Origin of the sequence: Cellulomonas sp. S1-8, assembly GCF_026184235.1 — a bacterium.
Classification (GTDB): domain Bacteria; phylum Actinomycetota; class Actinomycetes; order Actinomycetales; family Cellulomonadaceae; genus Cellulomonas.
Genome location: NZ_CP110806.1, coordinates 2,505,257 through 2,518,875, shown reverse-complemented (window position 1 = coordinate 2,518,875; position 13,619 = coordinate 2,505,257). Strand labels below are relative to the sequence as shown.

At 75.9% G+C, this 13,619-nt stretch carries 17 protein-coding genes; 11 read left to right on the top strand and 6 right to left on the bottom strand.

Annotation, left to right across the window (positions count from 1 at the left end; genetic code table 11):
• The first annotated feature begins 88 nt into the window (after positions 1 to 88).
• Positions 89 to 448: an oxidoreductase gene (locus OKX07_RS11320; protein ID WP_265628180.1), complete on the top strand. Its 360-nt coding sequence runs from the start codon at positions 89 to 91 to the stop codon at positions 446 to 448.
• 49 nt (positions 449 to 497) lie between these two features.
• Here the strand turns inward: OKX07_RS11320 and OKX07_RS11315 are convergent, their stop codons facing one another.
• The gene (locus OKX07_RS11315) at positions 498 to 1,979 is read right to left on the bottom strand and encodes a leucyl aminopeptidase (protein ID WP_265628179.1); all 1,482 of its coding nucleotides are present in this window, start codon (positions 1,977 to 1,979) and stop codon (positions 498 to 500) included.
• A gap of 77 nt (positions 1,980 to 2,056) precedes the next feature.
• Between OKX07_RS11315 and OKX07_RS11310 the strand changes: the two genes are divergently transcribed.
• Genes OKX07_RS11310 through OKX07_RS11295 form a run of 4 tightly spaced genes read left to right on the top strand, consistent with a single transcriptional unit; the run spans position 2,057 to position 4,139 of the window.
• Positions 2,057 to 2,413, top strand: a complete 357-nt coding sequence (locus tag OKX07_RS11310; RefSeq protein WP_265628178.1) for a hypothetical protein — start codon at positions 2,057 to 2,059, stop codon at positions 2,411 to 2,413.
• 3 nt (positions 2,414 to 2,416) lie between these two features.
• Positions 2,417 to 2,866, top strand: coding sequence for a hypothetical protein (locus tag OKX07_RS11305; RefSeq protein ID WP_265628177.1), 450 nt, complete (start codon positions 2,417 to 2,419; stop codon positions 2,864 to 2,866).
• 5 nt (positions 2,867 to 2,871) lie between these two features.
• Entirely contained in the window at positions 2,872 to 3,927 is a 1,056-nt protein-coding gene (locus tag OKX07_RS11300; protein WP_265628176.1) for a quinone-dependent dihydroorotate dehydrogenase, read from the top strand.
• On the top strand, positions 3,927 to 4,139 hold the full coding sequence (locus tag OKX07_RS11295; protein WP_265628175.1) for a hypothetical protein: 213 nt from the start codon (positions 3,927 to 3,929) through the stop codon (positions 4,137 to 4,139). The genes OKX07_RS11300 and OKX07_RS11295 overlap by 1 nt, the downstream gene beginning before the upstream one ends.
• 7 nt (positions 4,140 to 4,146) lie before the next feature.
• On the opposite strand, the gene OKX07_RS11290 is transcribed toward OKX07_RS11295, so the two are convergent.
• Complete coding sequence (locus OKX07_RS11290; protein ID WP_265628174.1) at positions 4,147 to 5,598, bottom strand: PLP-dependent aminotransferase family protein; 1,452 nt, start codon at positions 5,596 to 5,598, stop codon at positions 4,147 to 4,149.
• A gap of 61 nt (positions 5,599 to 5,659) precedes the next feature.
• Between OKX07_RS11290 and OKX07_RS11285 the strand changes: the two genes are divergently transcribed.
• From OKX07_RS11285 to OKX07_RS11275, 3 genes are read left to right on the top strand one after another with little or no spacing between them, the layout of a single operon-like run.
• Positions 5,660 to 5,815 carry a hypothetical protein gene (locus OKX07_RS11285; protein WP_265628173.1) on the top strand — a complete coding sequence of 52 codons (156 nt, stop codon included), beginning with the start codon at positions 5,660 to 5,662 and terminating at the stop codon, positions 5,813 to 5,815.
• Complete coding sequence (locus OKX07_RS11280; RefSeq protein ID WP_416220781.1) at positions 5,812 to 6,462, top strand: YczE/YyaS/YitT family protein; 651 nt, start codon at positions 5,812 to 5,814, stop codon at positions 6,460 to 6,462. The genes OKX07_RS11285 and OKX07_RS11280 overlap by 4 nt, the downstream gene beginning before the upstream one ends.
• A 38-nt stretch (positions 6,463 to 6,500) precedes the next feature.
• Positions 6,501 to 7,307: a hypothetical protein gene (locus OKX07_RS11275; protein ID WP_265628172.1), complete on the top strand. Its 807-nt coding sequence runs from the start codon at positions 6,501 to 6,503 to the stop codon at positions 7,305 to 7,307.
• A gap of 9 nt (positions 7,308 to 7,316) precedes the next feature.
• Here the strand turns inward: OKX07_RS11275 and OKX07_RS11270 are convergent, their stop codons facing one another.
• The gene (locus OKX07_RS11270; RefSeq protein ID WP_265628171.1) at positions 7,317 to 7,910 is read right to left on the bottom strand and encodes a DUF3043 domain-containing protein; all 594 of its coding nucleotides are present in this window, start codon (positions 7,908 to 7,910) and stop codon (positions 7,317 to 7,319) included.
• A gap of 32 nt (positions 7,911 to 7,942) precedes the next feature.
• On the opposite strand from OKX07_RS11270, the gene OKX07_RS11265 reads away from it, so the two are divergent.
• Complete coding sequence (locus OKX07_RS11265; RefSeq protein WP_265628170.1) at positions 7,943 to 9,337, top strand: dipeptidase; 1,395 nt, start codon at positions 7,943 to 7,945, stop codon at positions 9,335 to 9,337.
• Between the two features lie 29 nt (positions 9,338 to 9,366).
• Here the strand turns inward: OKX07_RS11265 and OKX07_RS11260 are convergent, their stop codons facing one another.
• Genes OKX07_RS11260 through nadA form a run of 3 tightly spaced genes read right to left on the bottom strand, consistent with a single transcriptional unit; the run spans position 9,367 to position 11,842 of the window.
• Entirely contained in the window at positions 9,367 to 9,885 is a 519-nt protein-coding gene (locus OKX07_RS11260) for an acyl-CoA thioesterase (protein WP_265631905.1), read from the bottom strand.
• Between the two features lie 29 nt (positions 9,886 to 9,914).
• A complete protein-coding gene (locus OKX07_RS11255) occupies positions 9,915 to 10,514 on the bottom strand; it encodes a DJ-1/PfpI family protein (RefSeq protein WP_265628169.1) in 600 nt (199 codons plus the stop codon).
• Between the two features lie 38 nt (positions 10,515 to 10,552).
• Positions 10,553 to 11,842 carry a quinolinate synthase NadA gene (gene nadA, locus OKX07_RS11250; RefSeq protein ID WP_416220780.1) on the bottom strand — a complete coding sequence of 430 codons (1,290 nt, stop codon included), beginning with the start codon at positions 11,840 to 11,842 and terminating at the stop codon, positions 10,553 to 10,555.
• A gap of 6 nt (positions 11,843 to 11,848) precedes the next feature.
• Here nadA and OKX07_RS11245 point away from each other — a divergent pair, with 6 nt between their 5' ends.
• Together OKX07_RS11245 and erpA are read left to right on the top strand one after the other, a co-directional pair.
• Positions 11,849 to 13,057, top strand: a complete 1,209-nt coding sequence (locus OKX07_RS11245) for a glycerate kinase (RefSeq protein WP_322746773.1) — start codon at positions 11,849 to 11,851, stop codon at positions 13,055 to 13,057.
• A 144-nt stretch (positions 13,058 to 13,201) separates the two neighbouring features.
• Positions 13,202 to 13,552, top strand: coding sequence for an iron-sulfur cluster insertion protein ErpA (gene erpA, locus OKX07_RS11240; RefSeq protein ID WP_265628167.1), 351 nt, complete (start codon positions 13,202 to 13,204; stop codon positions 13,550 to 13,552).
• Positions 13,553 to 13,619: the final 67 nt, after the last annotated feature.

Here is a 13,619-nt window from a genome sequence, read left to right as displayed (position 1 = left end):
CCATGACCTGACGGCCGTCCGGGTGGTGGATGGGCGCGCACGGGCGGCGCCCAGGTGACATCCAGCAGGCGTCGGTAGGGTGCCCCCCATGGGTCTGTTCTCACGTCGGCGCCCGGGCCGGTCCGGCTCTCCCACCGATGCGCCCACGGGCCGCGACGCACGGGCCGAGACGCTCGCGTACCTCCGCGACTTCGTCATGACGCGCGTCGGCGTCGAGGCGTACGTCGAGCCGCGCACCAACGTCACGCCGACGACGCTCATGCTCGTCGCGACCGACGGTGAGTGGACGCGCCGCAAGGTCCCGGACGAGCGTGCCGCCGCGTCGATCGCGCGCGACCTGCAGATCCCCGTGTACGACGTGCAGCGCACCGGGTACCCGCAGCGCGTGCGCGACTGGAACTCGCGGCAGCGGATCGAGCGCCGCCGTCGCGCGGCCGAGCGCACCTGACCGACGCCTCTGCCGGGCCGACCCGCACGACGGTCCGGGCCCGTGCCCGTCAGGACGCGCGCGACTCCAGCAGGCCGAGCAGCGTGCGCACACCCACGCCGGTGCCGCCCACGGGCGTGTAGCCGAAGGCCGTGCGCTCGTTGAACGACGGGCCCGCGATGTCGAGGTGCGCCCACGGCGTCGACCCCACGAACTCCTGCAGGAAGATCCCCGCCGTCAGCATGCCGCCGAAGCGGTCGCCGATGTTGGCGAGGTCGGCGACCTTCGACTTCAGGCCCGCGCGCAGGTCCGTGGGCAGGGGCATCGGCCAGAACTGCTCGCCGGCGCGGTGCGCGGCGTCCACCACCTCGCCCCGGGCGTCGTCCGTGCCCATGACGGCCGACACGCGGTGACCCAGCGCGACGACCTGCGCCCCGGTGAGCGTCGCGATGTCGACGACCAGGTCGGGCTTCTCCTCGACGGCGGCGACGAGGCCGTCGGCCATGACCAGGCGGCCCTCCGCGTCGGTGTTGAGCACCTCGACGGTCGTGCCACCGCGGATCGTGACGACGTCGGAGGGGCGCTGGGCCGTGCCCGACGGCATGTTCTCGGCCAGGCACAGCCAGCCGGTGACGGCCACGGGCAGGCCGAGGCGGGCGGCCGCGACGACGGTGTGCAGGACGGCGGCGGCGCCGGCCATGTCGGACTTCATCGCCTCCATGCCCGCGGCGGGCTTGATCGAGATGCCGCCGGAGTCGAACGTGATGCCCTTGCCGACCAGTGCCACGTGCCCCGACGCCTTGGCCGGCGCGTAGGCGACCTTGACGAGTCGCGGGGGGCGCGCCGAGCCCTGCCCGACGCCGACGAGGCCGCCGTAGCCGCCCGCGGCCAGTGCCTTCTCGTCGAGGACCGTGACCTTGAGCCCCTTGGCGCCGGACGCCTTGACGGCGGCCTTCGCGGCGTCGGCGAACGCGGCGGGGTACAGGTCGTTCGGTGCCGTGTTGACCAGGTCGCGCGTGCCGTGGACCGCGGCGGCGAGGACCTCGGCGCGGGCGAGGGCCGCGGTGGCGGCCGGGTCGTCCGCGGCGTCGGTCACGACCTCGAGGCGGCTCACCGGTGCGTCCTGCGCGTGGTACCGCACGAAGGCGTAGGCGCCGAGGAGCGAGCCCTCGGCGATCGCGGCCACGGCGTCGGCGTCCGGTGCGGGGAGCGCGACCGCGACGGCGTCCAGGCCCGTCAGCTCGCGCAGGGCGGCGCCGCTCGCCCGGCGCAGCAGCTCCGCACCGGCCGGGGTGCTCGCGTCCACGGGCCCGTCTCCGAGCCCGGTCACCACGAGGGTCGCGGCGCGCAGCCCCGTGCCCGGCAGGCGGCGGACCTCGTCGACCGCGCCCGTGATGCCGAGGCGTGCGCCGTCCTGCGTGATCTGCCGCGCGAGCTCGGCGGGCAACCAGTCGGCACCGACCGGTACCACGGACGTGCCCTGGGTGAGGACGCCCACGACGACCGCGTCGACGTCGAGCTGGGTGGGGTCGGTGGAGGTCAGCGAGATCACGCACCGATCGTAGCCGCGGCACGGCCGGGGGCCGGCGGGTCGTGCGCCGGCGGCCCTGCCAGGTAGGTTCTGGCTCCGTGCTCGTCCCCCTCGCGCTGCTCGTCGCGGCGCTCTGCCTGGCGCTGGCCGGCTGGGCCACGTGGTTCGTGGTCGCCGACCGCGCGGTCGTCCTGCGCCAGCTGTGGGGCGGCGCGGTCGTGATGGGCGTGCTGCTCCTGCAGGCCGTCGTGCTGGCCGTCGTGCAGGCGACGGGCGACCAGGACGTCGACGGCCTGCTGCTGTGGGGGTACGTGGTGACCCAGCTGGTCGTCCTGCCCGTTGCCGCGGCGTGGGCGTTCGCGGAGCGCACGCGGTGGAGCTCGGTCGTGCTGCTCGTCGCCGCGCTCACGGTCGCGTTCCTCGAGCTGCGCCTGCTGCAGATCTGGGGGTCGTGACGCATGGCTGCGGAGCGCGGGGCGCACCGACCGACGGGCGCCGGTCCCGGCCGGCTGCTCGTCGCGGTGTACGGCGTGCTCGCGCTCGCCGCGACGGCGCGCGGCCTCTACCAGGTCGCCACCAAGCTCGCCGAGGCCCCCGTCGCCTACCTGCTGTCGCTGCTGGCCGGCCTGGTGTACCTCGTCGCGACGTACGCGCTGGCCCGGGACCGGCGCCGCCTCGCGTGGGCCGCCGTGGCGTTCGAGCTCGTCGGGGTGCTGACCGTCGGGACGCTGTCCGTGGTCGACGTGGGGGACCTCCCCGACGAGACCGTCTGGTCGCAGCTGGGCGCCGGGTACGGCTACGTGCCGCTCGTCCTGCCGTTCGTCGGGCTGTGGTGGCTGTGGCGCACCGGACGCCCCACGCCGGGCATGGACGTCCCGGCGTCCGACGCTCCGCCCGCCGTAGGGTGACCCGCGTGTACCGGCTGCTGTTCGACCTGGTGTTCCGTCGCATGGACCCCGAGCGCGCGCACGAGCTGGCCTTCGCGCTGATCGGTGCCGTGGGCCGCGTCCCCGTCCTGCGGACGGTCGTGTCCCGCGTGCTGGGCGTGCCGCGGGACGACGCCGGGCACGTCCGCGTCTGGGGACGCACCGTGCCGGGGCGGTTCGGGCTCGCCGCGGGCTTCGACAAGAACGCCCGCGCCGTCGAGGGCCTGGCGATGCTCGGGTTCGCGTTCGTCGAGATCGGCACCGTCACCGCGCACCCGCAGCCGGGCAACGAGCAGCCCCGGCTGTGGCGCGTCGTCGAGAGCCGTGCGCTGCGCAACCGCATGGGCTTCAACAACGAGGGGTCGGCGGCGGTCGCGGCGCGTCTGCGCCGGCTGCGGGCGACGCCGCACGGCAGGTCGCTCGTCGTCGGCGCCAACATCGGCAAGACCAAGGTGACGCCCGCCGAGGACGCGGCTGCCGACTACGCGACCAGCGCCGGCCGCCTCGCCCCCTACGCGGACTACCTCGTCGTGAACGTGTCGTCGCCCAACACGCCCGGCCTGCGTGACCTGCAGGCGGTCGACGCGCTGCGACCCGTGCTCACCGCGACGCGCGTCGCCGCCGACGAGGCCACGGCGCGGGCCGGACGGCCCGCGGTGCCGGTCCTGGTGAAGATCGCGCCCGACCTGTCCGACGACGACGTCGACGCGGTCGCGGACCTCGTCGCCGAGCTGGGCCTGGACGGCGTCGTCGCGGTCAACACGACGATCGCGCACGACCTGGGCCCCGGCGGCCTGTCGGGGCCGCCGGTGCTCGCCCGCGGCCTCGACGTCGTCGCGCGCCTGCGGACGCGGCTCGGCGAGGACGCCGTGATCATCGGGGTCGGCGGCGTGAGCGGTCCCGCCGACGCGCGGGAGTACCTCGCGGTCGGCGCGACGCTGGTCCAGGTGTACACCGCCTTCGTCTACGAGGGCCCCGCGCTCGCGGCGCGCGTCGCGCGGGCGCTCGCCGGGGACTCCGCCCGCACGGCGGGGGTGCGGTGATGGTCGTGCGTCCCCGCTGGCAGTGGCGGCTGGTCGACGCCGACGACGCGACGGTCGACCGGCCCGGCAGCCCGGTGTTCCTCGCGCGGTTCGAGGCCGAGCAGTGGCTCGGGGAGCACTGGCGGGCGCTCGCCGGGCAGGGCGTGCGCCGTGCCGTGCTGCAGAACGACGGTGCGGACCTGCCGTACGGCGTCGACCTGCCGGCGGGCTGAGGCGAGCTCAGACCAGGGCCTGCTGCCCGCTCGCGACCCGCGTCGTCGCGGCACCGCCGCCGAGCGCCGCCCACGCGGCCGCCAGCCCGTCGACGGCCCGGTGCAGCGCGTCGACCGGCTGCGAGAACGGCACGCGCAGGTGGTCGTCGAACGTGCCACCGACGCCGAACACGGGCCCGGGGGCGATGCGCACGCCGTGGCCGTGCGCGAGCGCCGCGAGCGCGGTCGCCACGGGGGCCCCCAGGTTCACCCACGTCGACAGACCGCCCGCGGGCACCGGGACGTGCCAGTCCGGCAGGTCGCGCGCGATCCTGTCGAGCAGCGCGTCGCGCTGCGCCCGCAGCATCGCCCGACGCTCCACCAGGACCTCGTCGGCCCGGGCGAGCAGCTCGACGGTGACGAGCTGGTCGAGCACCGAGCTGCCGATGTCGACGTGCGCCCGGCGCTGCGCGAGCGCGCCGACGAGGTCGGGGTGGGCACGCACCCACCCGATGCGCAGCCCGCCCCAGAACGACTTGGACGCCGACCCCACGCACACGACGTACCGGTCGGACGTCCCGCCACCGGCGAACGGGGTGAGCGCCGGACCGTCCAGGGTGAGGTCGGTGAGGGTCTCGTCCCCGACGACGACGGTGCGCGTGCGGCGGGCCAGCTCGCGGACGCGCTCGCGGCCCGCGGCGCTCAGCGACGTGCCCGTCGGGTTGTGGTGGTCGGGGACGAGGTACACGAGCCGGGGGGAGACCTGGTGGACGGTCGAGGCGAGCAGGTCGAGGTCGGTGCCGCGCGCGGTCACGGGGACCGGGACGGCACGCGCGCCCGCGGCGCGCACGGCCTCGATCGCGTGCGGGTACGTCGGGTGCTCGACGACGGCCCGGTCTCCCGGCCCGGCGAACGCCGACGTGAGCAGGTGGATCGCCTGCTGCCCGCCGGTGGTGACGAGGATCTGGTCCGGCGTCGTCGGGACGCCGCGGCGCGTGTAGCGCTCCGCGAGGGCGGCGCGCAGCTCGGGGAGGCCGAGCGGTACGTAACCGGCACTGGTCGTGTGGCTGGGCAGGGCGTCGAGCGCGGCGGCGCAGGCGTCGGCCAGCTGGCGCGGTGCGGCCGGTGCCGCGGCCGAGAGGTCGACGAGCCCGCCCTCCATGGTGCCCAGCCGCACGGGTGCGCGGTCGCCCGCGTGGGGCGGCAGGGTCGTGACGGTGCCCGAGCCGCGCCGGCTGACGAGGAAGCCCTCGTCCCGCAGCAGGTCGTACGCGGCCGTGACCGTGGTCCGGGAGACGCCGAGGGCGTCGGCGACCTCGCGCTCGCCGGGCAGGCGTGTGGCCAGCGGAAGGGTGCCGGACCGGGTCAGGCCGCGCAGCGCGTCGGCGAGCGAGTGGTAAGCAGGACCGGTGCGTTGCCACGACCCGAGCAACGAGCGCAGGGCGGAACCGTTGACGCGACGGTCGACATTCACGGACATGAGGCCACTATTGATGAAGTGGATATGGATGGCAAGGCCACTTGTGGCCAAGAGTAGGGCCATGTCGATGTTCACCTCCGTCGTGCTGCTCGCCTCGCTGCTCCTCGGCCTCGTCGCGCTCGGCCTGGCCCTCGTGCGGACCGTGCGCGACGACGGCCTCGGTCACCGACCGCCGCCGGCGACCCGTCCGGGCGCGACGCAGGACCGCACGTGGTGAGCCAGGCGCCCCCCGACGACGACACGCGCGCGCCGGGCCGGCCACCCGGGCGGCACGCCGCCCGCCGCGGCGGACAGCTCGTCGTCGGGCTCGTCCTGTACGCCGCCTCCATCGCGCTGCTCGTCCGCGCCGGGCTCGGCGCGATGCCGTGGGACGTGCTGACGCAGGGCGTGACCCGGGTGACCGGGTGGTCGTTCGGCACCGTCACGGTCGTCCTGTCGGTCGTCGTGCTCGCGTGCTGGGTGCCGCTGCGTCAGCGCCCCGGTATCGGGACCCTCGCCAACGTCCTGGTCATCGGTGCGCTCATCGACCCGTTCCTCGCGCTCGCGGACCTCCTGCCCGAGCCCCTCCCGCTCGCCGCGCGCGGCCTCCTGGTCGTCCTGGGCGTCGCCGTCAACGGGCTCGCGACCGCGCTGTACGTCGGCGCGCGGCTCGGTCCCGGCCCGCGGGACGGCCTCATGACCGGCCTCGTCGCCCGCACGGGCCGTCCCGTCCGCCTCGTGCGCGGCACGATCGAGGTGGTCGTCGTGGCCGCCGGCTGGGCGCTCGGGGGCACCGTCGGGGTCGGCACTCTCGCCTACGCGCTCGCGATCGGGCCTCTCGTCCACGTGCTGCTGCCGCGTCTGACGGTGCCCGACGACCGATAGCCTGCGACCACAGGGGTCGAGCCACGACGAGGAGCGCGATGTACACGGTCGGTGCGGAGGTCGACGGCTTCGAGCTGACCGCGACGGGGGAGTGGGTGCGGCGCTCGCCCACCGCCGGCTCGCCCTACCGCCTCGGCGACGTGGTCGACGGGCACATGCTCGACGCCGACCTGACGTGGGTGCCGCTGCGCCTCGCACCTGCCGCGCCGTACGTCGCCGGTGACGTCGTCGACGCGCACGTGCTGACGCCCGACGGCGCGTGGGTGCCGCTCGCCTCGCGCGTCCGGGACCGCGCCGCCGCGGGGTCCGCGCGCCGCCCGACGACCCCGACCGTGACCGCCCCGAGCCGCTCCGAGCCGAGCGCCGCGCAGCGGTCCGCCACGCGTGCCGCCGAGCAGGTGCAGTCGCGTGCGCGCGACGCCGCCGACCGCAGGGCCGCGTCGCAGCACGCGTCGGCGGAGCAGCGGACCATCGAGCACCGCGCCGCCACCGAGCGGGCGACCGTCGAGCGCGCCGACGCCCGCGCGGCCGCCGCCGACCGTGCGGGGGCCCGGACGACGACCACCGCCGCAGCCGGCCGCGGCGCCGCCCAGCCGACGGCGCCGCGGCGCACCTACACGGTGGGGGACGTCGTCAACGGGCACGTCCTGACGCCCGACAACCGGTGGGTGCCGGTGGCCGGGACCGCCGCGACGCAGCAGGCCGTGGCGGCACGGCTGCGCCCCGCGCAGCGCGCGTCGGGGACGCAGCAGACGCCCCGTCGCAGCGGCGGGATCGGCTCCGTGGTGCCGCTGCTGTTCTTCGGGTTCGTCGTGCTGCAGGTCGTCCGCGCCTGCGGGGGCTGACCCGAGGGCTCAGGACGGGTGCTGACCGTGCTTGACCTGCGGCTTCGGCAGCCGCGAGGGACGGACCTGGAACGCGCGCAGCACGGCGTACATCGCCATGCCCCGCGGGAGCGTCGACTCACCGAACTTCGTGGCGAGGCGCTTCTTCAGCCCGCGCCACAGCAGCCACGCGTCGATCATCGAGGCGATGATGTAGACGTACAGCACGATGAGGGACGCGAAGGCCACGACCGGCGCCGAGCGTGCGGTGACGAACTGCAGCACGAGGAACAGCGCGGCGAGCGGCAGGAACAGCTCACCGAGGTTCCACCGGGCGTCGACCGTGTCGCGCACGTAGCGCCGCACCGGTCCACGGTCGCGGGCCGGCATGTGGCGCTCGTCGCCGTTGCGCATGGCCTGGTACTCGAGGTCGCGCTGCACGCGCGCCTTCGCTCGGGACTCCTTCGCGGCCGCGCGGCGGTCGGTCGGGACGAGGGGGCGACGGTTGAGCGCCTCGGCCTCCTTGCGCCGGGGCGTGGGCCGGCCCTTGCCCGCGGGCTGGGGAGGCTCGTCGACGACGGGTGCGTCGACCGTCGGCGGAGGGTCCTGCTTGCGTCCGAACACCCCGCCAGGGTAGTCGAGTAGCGTCGTGCGCCGTGACCACCTCCGACCCCGTCCCCGCCCCGACCGACGAGCGCGTCGCCCTGCTGCGGGCGCGCGTCGCCGAGCAGATCGCGGGCGTCGTCGCCGACCTCGAGGCGCTCGTGCGCATCCCGAGCGTGTCGAACGCCGAGTTCGACCAGTCGCACGTCGAGGCGTCGGCCGCCGCGGTCGCGCGGCTGCTCACCGCGGCGGGCCTCCCGGAGGTCCAGGTCCTGCGGGTGACGGGCCCGGACGGCGTCCCCGGTGCCCCGGCCGTCGTGGCCCGCAGGCCGGCACCGGCCGGCGCGCCGACCGTCCTGCTCTACGCCCACCACGACGTGCAGCCGCCGGGCGACGACGCCCACTGGTCCTCGCCGCCGTTCGCGCCCACGCGGCGCGGCGAGCGCCTGTACGGGCGCGGCGCGGCGGACGACAAGGCGGGTGTGGTCGCGCACGTGGGGGCGCTGCGCGCGCTCGGGGACGAGCTGGGTGTCGGGGTCACGGTGTTCGTCGAGGGCGAGGAGGAGATCGGGTCCCCGACGTTCGTCGCGCTGCTGCGCGCGCACCGCGACCTGCTCGCGGCCGACGTCATCGTCGTGGCCGACTCGGCCAACTGGAAGGTCGGCGTGCCCGGGCTGACGACGTCCCTGCGCGGGATGCTCGACCTGGTCGTCGAGGTCGCGGTGCTCGACCACGCCGTCCACTCCGGCATGTTCGGGGGGCCGGTGCTCGACGCGCCCACGCTGCTCGCGCGCCTGCTGGCGACGCTGCACGACGCGCAGGGCGACGTCGCCGTCGCCGGCCTCGTACGCGCCCCCGACCCCGCCGTCGACTACGACGAGGCCGACCTGCGGGCGGACGCGGGCGTGCTGCCCGGGGTGCGGCTGGCCGGTACCGGCCCGCTGACGGCGCGGCTGTGGACCCGTCCCGCGATCGGGGTGATCGGCCTGGACGCCCCGCGCGTCGCGAGCGCGTCGAACACGATCACGCCGCGTGCCTCCGCGAAGCTCTCGGTGCGGCTCGCGCCGGGCCAGGACCCGGCGGCCGCGATGGGCGCGATGCGGGAGCACCTGCTGGCGCACGCGCCGTTCGGTGCACGCGTCACCGTGCACGAGGGCGAGCAGGGCAGGCCCTTCCAGGCGCCCGCCGACGCCCCGGGCATGCGTGCTGCGCGCTGGGCGATGGGCACGTCGTGGGGCGTGCCCCCGGTCGACATCGGCGTCGGCGGCTCGATCCCGTTCATCGGCGACCTGCTCGACGTGTATCCGGACGCGACCATCCTCGTCACCGGCGTGGAGGACCCGGACTCCCGCGCCCACGGGGCGGACGAGTCGGTCCACCTCGGCGAGCTCGAGCGGGTCGTGCTGGCCGAGGCGCTGCTGCTCGAGGTGCTCGCGCCGCGCGACTGAGCGGTCGGAACCCCGAGCGGGGTGGGTCGTCAGCGGTGCGCGACGTCGACGGCGCGGGCCCACGCCGCCACGTCGTCGGGCAGCGCGGGGCTCTCGTGCAGGTCGGTGTCCATCACGGCCACGACGTCGGCGGGCGCGATGCGGTCGCCAGCGCGCGACAGGAAGCGCCCCGCGACCCACCCGCGGGCGACGCGCTGCCCGCCGCGGTCGATCAGTTGCTCCATGTACACGACGCGCCCGTCCCAGCCGATCACGCGTGTCGCGACCGTGAACCGCTGCCCCAGCGTCAGGGACCGGCGGTACGTCACGGTCGACGCGGCGACGACGGGGTACCACCCGAGGTCCGCGAACCGGCCGAAGGCCCCGAGGTCCGCCAGGTAGTTCGACCGGCCGAGGTCCATGTACTGCAGGTAGACGCCGTTGTTCACGTGCCGGTAGAGGTCGAGGTCGCCCACGCGCACCCGCAGGTGCGTGACCGACACGTCGAGCAGGTCACGGCCCGGGACGGCCGGACGCGGGCGCAGGTTGGCGAGGGTCAGCTGGATCATCCGGGACACGGCGCGAGGCTACCGACCTCTCAGTGGCGCGACGTCCCCGCGTGCTCGATGTCACGCGCCACCCGGCGCGCGGCGTCGGCGGACTCCAGCCGGGCGACCAGGTGCAGGGCCATGTCGATGCCCGCGCACACCCCCGCTGACGTGATGACGTCGCCGTCGTCGACGAAGCGCGCCTCGGCGTCGACGAGCACGCTGGGGTCGGCCGTGACCAGCGCGTCGAGCTGGCTGTGGTGCGTGGTGGCGGGACGTCCGGCGAGCAGGCCGGCCGCCGCGTAGACCAGCGCACCCGTGCACACGCTCGTCATCAGCGGGGTCCGCGCGCGCATCGCGCGGACCCACGCCAGGTGCGCCTCGTGGACCACGAGGCTGCGCGTGCCGCGCCCGCCGGGGTGCACGAGCACGGTCAGGGGTCCGACGTCCGCGGCGCTGGTGTCCGGCACGATGCTCAGGCCCTTCGCGCACCGAACGCCGCCGCCGTCGGCGGAGAACGTCAGGACGTCGGGGTGCAGCGGGCTGTCCCGCGCCCAGGACGCCAGCACCTCCCACGGCCCGACGGCGTCGAGCTCCTCGACGCCGTCGAACACCAGGATCCCGACGCGCAGCGTGGAGTGGGTGGACATCGACTACCTCCCCCTCGGGCCGGCCCGGCGGCGCTGCGTCAGTGCCCGGGCAGTGCCAGCATCTGGTCGAGCGCGACCCGCGCCCAGTGCGCGTCGTCGGGGTCCACCACGATCCGGTTCGGCACGCGGCCCGCGACGAGCTCCTCCAGCGTCCACACCAGGTGCGGCAGGTCGATCCGGTTCATCGTGGAGCAGAAGCAGACCGTGGAGTCGAGGTAGTGGACCGACAGCTCGGGGTGCTGCTGCGCGAGGCGGCGCACGAGGTTCAGCTCGGTGCCGATCGCCCAGGACGTGCCCGGCGCGGCCGCGGCGAGCGTCGTGATGATGTACTCCGTCGACCCGACCAGGTCGGCGGCGGCCACCACCTCGTTCTTGCACTCGGGGTGGACCAGCACGGTCACGTCGGGCACGGCGGCCCGCACGTCCGCGACGTTGCGCTCCGAGAACCGGCCGTGGACCGAGCAGTGCCCGCGCCACAGGATCATCCGCGCGTCGCGGAGCTGCTCGCCCGTCAGCCCGCCGCCGGGCTTGCGGGGGTCGAAGACGACGCAGTCGTCGAGCGAGAGCCCGAGCTGCGTGACCGCGGTGTTGCGCCCCAGGTGCTGGTCCGGCATGAACAGGACCTTGCCCCGGCCCGCGACGCCGCCGACGCGGTCGAACGCCCACCGCAGCGCGACGTGTGCGTTGGACGACGTGCACACCGTGCCGCCGTGGCGGCCCGTGAACGCCTTGATCGCCGCCGTCGAGTTCATGTACGTGACGGGCACCGTGTCGTCGGCGACGCCGGCGTCGACCAGCACGTCCCACGCCTCCTCGACCTGGTCGATGGCGGCCATGTCGGCCATCGAGCAGCCCGCCGCCAGGTCCGGCAGCACGACCTGCTGGGCGTCGGACGTGAGGATGTCCGCGGACTCGGCCATGAAGTGGACGCCGCAGAACACGACGAACTCCGCCGCGGGACGCCCCGCCGCCTCGCGTGCCAGCTTGAAGGAGTCGCCGGTGACGTCGGCGAACGCGATGACCTCGTCACGCTGGTAGTGGTGCCCCAGCACGAACGCCCGGTCACCCAGCGCGGCGCGGGCCACCCGGGCGCGCTCGACGAGCGACGGGTCGCCCGGTGCGGGCAGGGCGCCGACGCACTCGACGCCGCGTTCGGACGCCAGGTCCGCGCCGCGTCCGAGCAGCAGGAGCGCGGAGGGTGCGGGCTCGGAGAACGTGCCGGTGGTGGTGGTGCTCACGGCCGCATGATCCCACAGCGCGTCCCGGCGCGGGGTGCCGGGGGACCGGCAGGTCGGGTGCGGCCGGGGCGGTGCGGGTCGTGCCACCATCAGCGGGTGCGCGTCCTGATGGCCCCCGACAGCTTCGGCACCAGCCTGACCCCGGGACAGGCGGCCGACGCCCTGCGTGCCGGCTGGTCCGACGGCGCCCCGCACGACGACGTGGCGACGTGCCCGCTCGCCGACGGCGGCCCGGGGTTCGTCGCGACCCTGCACGCGACCCTCGGCGGCGACGTCGAGGCCATCACAGTGACGTCACCGCTGGGTGCGCCGGCGCCCGCAGCGCTCCTGCGGGTCGGCGCGACCGTGCACGTCGAGACGGCGCACGCCCTGGGCCTGGACCTCGTGCCGCCCGACCGGCGCGACCCGACGCGCACGACGAGCCGCGGTGCGGGCGAGCTCCTCGCCGCCGCGCTGCCGGGGGCCCGGCGGGTCGTCGTGGGCCTCGGGGGGTCCGCGACCAACGACGCGGGAGCCGGCCTGCTGCTCGCGCTCGCGCAGGCGCTGCTGCCCGCCGGGAGCGTCCCGGCGGACGTCGCCGGCCGGTTGGGCGCCGGCGGCGGGGGGCTCGGGGACGTCGGTGCGGACGACCTGCGCTGGCTGCCGGACCTGCGTGCGGCGCTGCGGGGCGTCGACCTGCTCGCGGCCGCGGACGTCGACGTGCCGCTGCTGGGCCTGAGCGGTGCGTCGGCCGGGTTCTCGCCGCAGAAGGGGGCGACGCCGCAGCAAGCGCAGGACCTCGAGCGTGCGCTCGGTGCGTTCGCGCACGCGGCGACCACGGCGCTGGGCCCGGTGCGCACGGGCCCGGGCGCCGATCTGCTCGCCGCCCCCGACGCCCGCGCGGGGCGGCTGTCGGCACTCCCCGGTGCGGGCGCCGCCGGCGGGCTCGGGTTCGCGCTCGCGCTGCTCGGCGCCCGCCTGCTGCCCGGGGCGTCGCTCGTCGCCGACGTCGTCGACCTGCCCGCGCGGATCGCCGCGGCCGACCTGGTGGTGACGGGGGAGGGCCGCACCGACTGGCAGTCGCTGCACGGCAAGGTCGTCGCCGAGGTCGCGGCGCGCGCGCTCCCGTACGCCGTGCCCACCGTGGTCGTGTCGGGCGAGGTGCTGGTGGGGCGGCGCGAGCTGTCCGCGGCGGGCATCGCCGCCGCGTACGCGGTCGCCGCGGACCCCGACGCGGTGCGGGCCGCGCTCGCCGACCCGGCGGGGACGCTGCGTGCCCGCACGGCACGGGTCGCGCGCACCTGGTCGCCCGCGCACGCGACCTGAGCCACCGCAGCGGCGTGGTACGCCGGGGCCAGGGACCACGGTCCGCGGGACGACCGCCGGCGGAGCGTAGGCTGGTCGGGAACAACGGTCCGGACGAGGGTGTTGCCTCCGACGAGGACCGTTCTGGCGAAACCCGGGAGTGACATGAGCGAGACCACGCAGACCGCGACGCACGGCGTCCAGCTCACCGACGTGGCTGCCGGCAAGGTGCGCAGCCTGCTCGAGCAGGAGGGGCGCGACGACCTGCGCCTGCGCGTCGCCGTGCAGCCCGGCGGCTGCTCCGGCCTGATCTACCAGCTGTACTTCGACGAGCGCGTGCTCGACGGTGACGCGACGCGCGACTACGACGGTGTCGAGGTCGTCGTGGACCGCATGAGCGTCCCGTACCTCGACGGCGCCACGATCGACTTCGCGGACACGATCGAGAAGCAGGGCTTCACGATCGACAACCCCAACGCGGGCAGCGCCTGCGCGTGCGGCGGCTCCTTCAGCTGACCCACGGTCGGCCGTCCGCACGGGCCCGCACCCCCTCGGGGGTGCGGGCCCGTGCGTCTCCCGGGGT

What these genes read in the sequence shown, in the direction of transcription:
- OKX07_RS11260 (WP_265631905.1), bottom strand. Translation starts at nt 9,885, where the DNA reads ATGATCCAGCTGACCCTCGCCAACCTGCGCCCGCGTCCGGCCGTCCCG.
- OKX07_RS11285 (WP_265628173.1), top strand. Translation starts at nt 5,660, where the DNA reads ATGTCGATGTTCACCTCCGTCGTGCTGCTCGCCTCGCTGCTCCTCGGC.
- erpA (WP_265628167.1), top strand. Translation starts at nt 13,202, where the DNA reads ATGAGCGAGACCACGCAGACCGCGACGCACGGCGTCCAGCTCACCGAC.
- OKX07_RS11275 (WP_265628172.1), top strand. Translation starts at nt 6,501, where the DNA reads ATGTACACGGTCGGTGCGGAGGTCGACGGCTTCGAGCTGACCGCGACG.
- nadA (WP_416220780.1), bottom strand. Translation starts at nt 11,842, where the DNA reads ATGGTGGCACGACCCGCACCGCCCCGGCCGCACCCGACCTGCCGGTCC.
- OKX07_RS11255 (WP_265628169.1), bottom strand. Translation starts at nt 10,514, where the DNA reads ATGTCCACCCACTCCACGCTGCGCGTCGGGATCCTGGTGTTCGACGGC.
- OKX07_RS11320 (WP_265628180.1), top strand. Translation starts at nt 89, where the DNA reads ATGGGTCTGTTCTCACGTCGGCGCCCGGGCCGGTCCGGCTCTCCCACC.
- OKX07_RS11295 (WP_265628175.1), top strand. Translation starts at nt 3,927, where the DNA reads ATGGTCGTGCGTCCCCGCTGGCAGTGGCGGCTGGTCGACGCCGACGAC.
- OKX07_RS11290 (WP_265628174.1), bottom strand. Translation starts at nt 5,598, where the DNA reads ATGTCCGTGAATGTCGACCGTCGCGTCAACGGTTCCGCCCTGCGCTCG.
- OKX07_RS11305 (WP_265628177.1), top strand. Translation starts at nt 2,417, where the DNA reads ATGGCTGCGGAGCGCGGGGCGCACCGACCGACGGGCGCCGGTCCCGGC.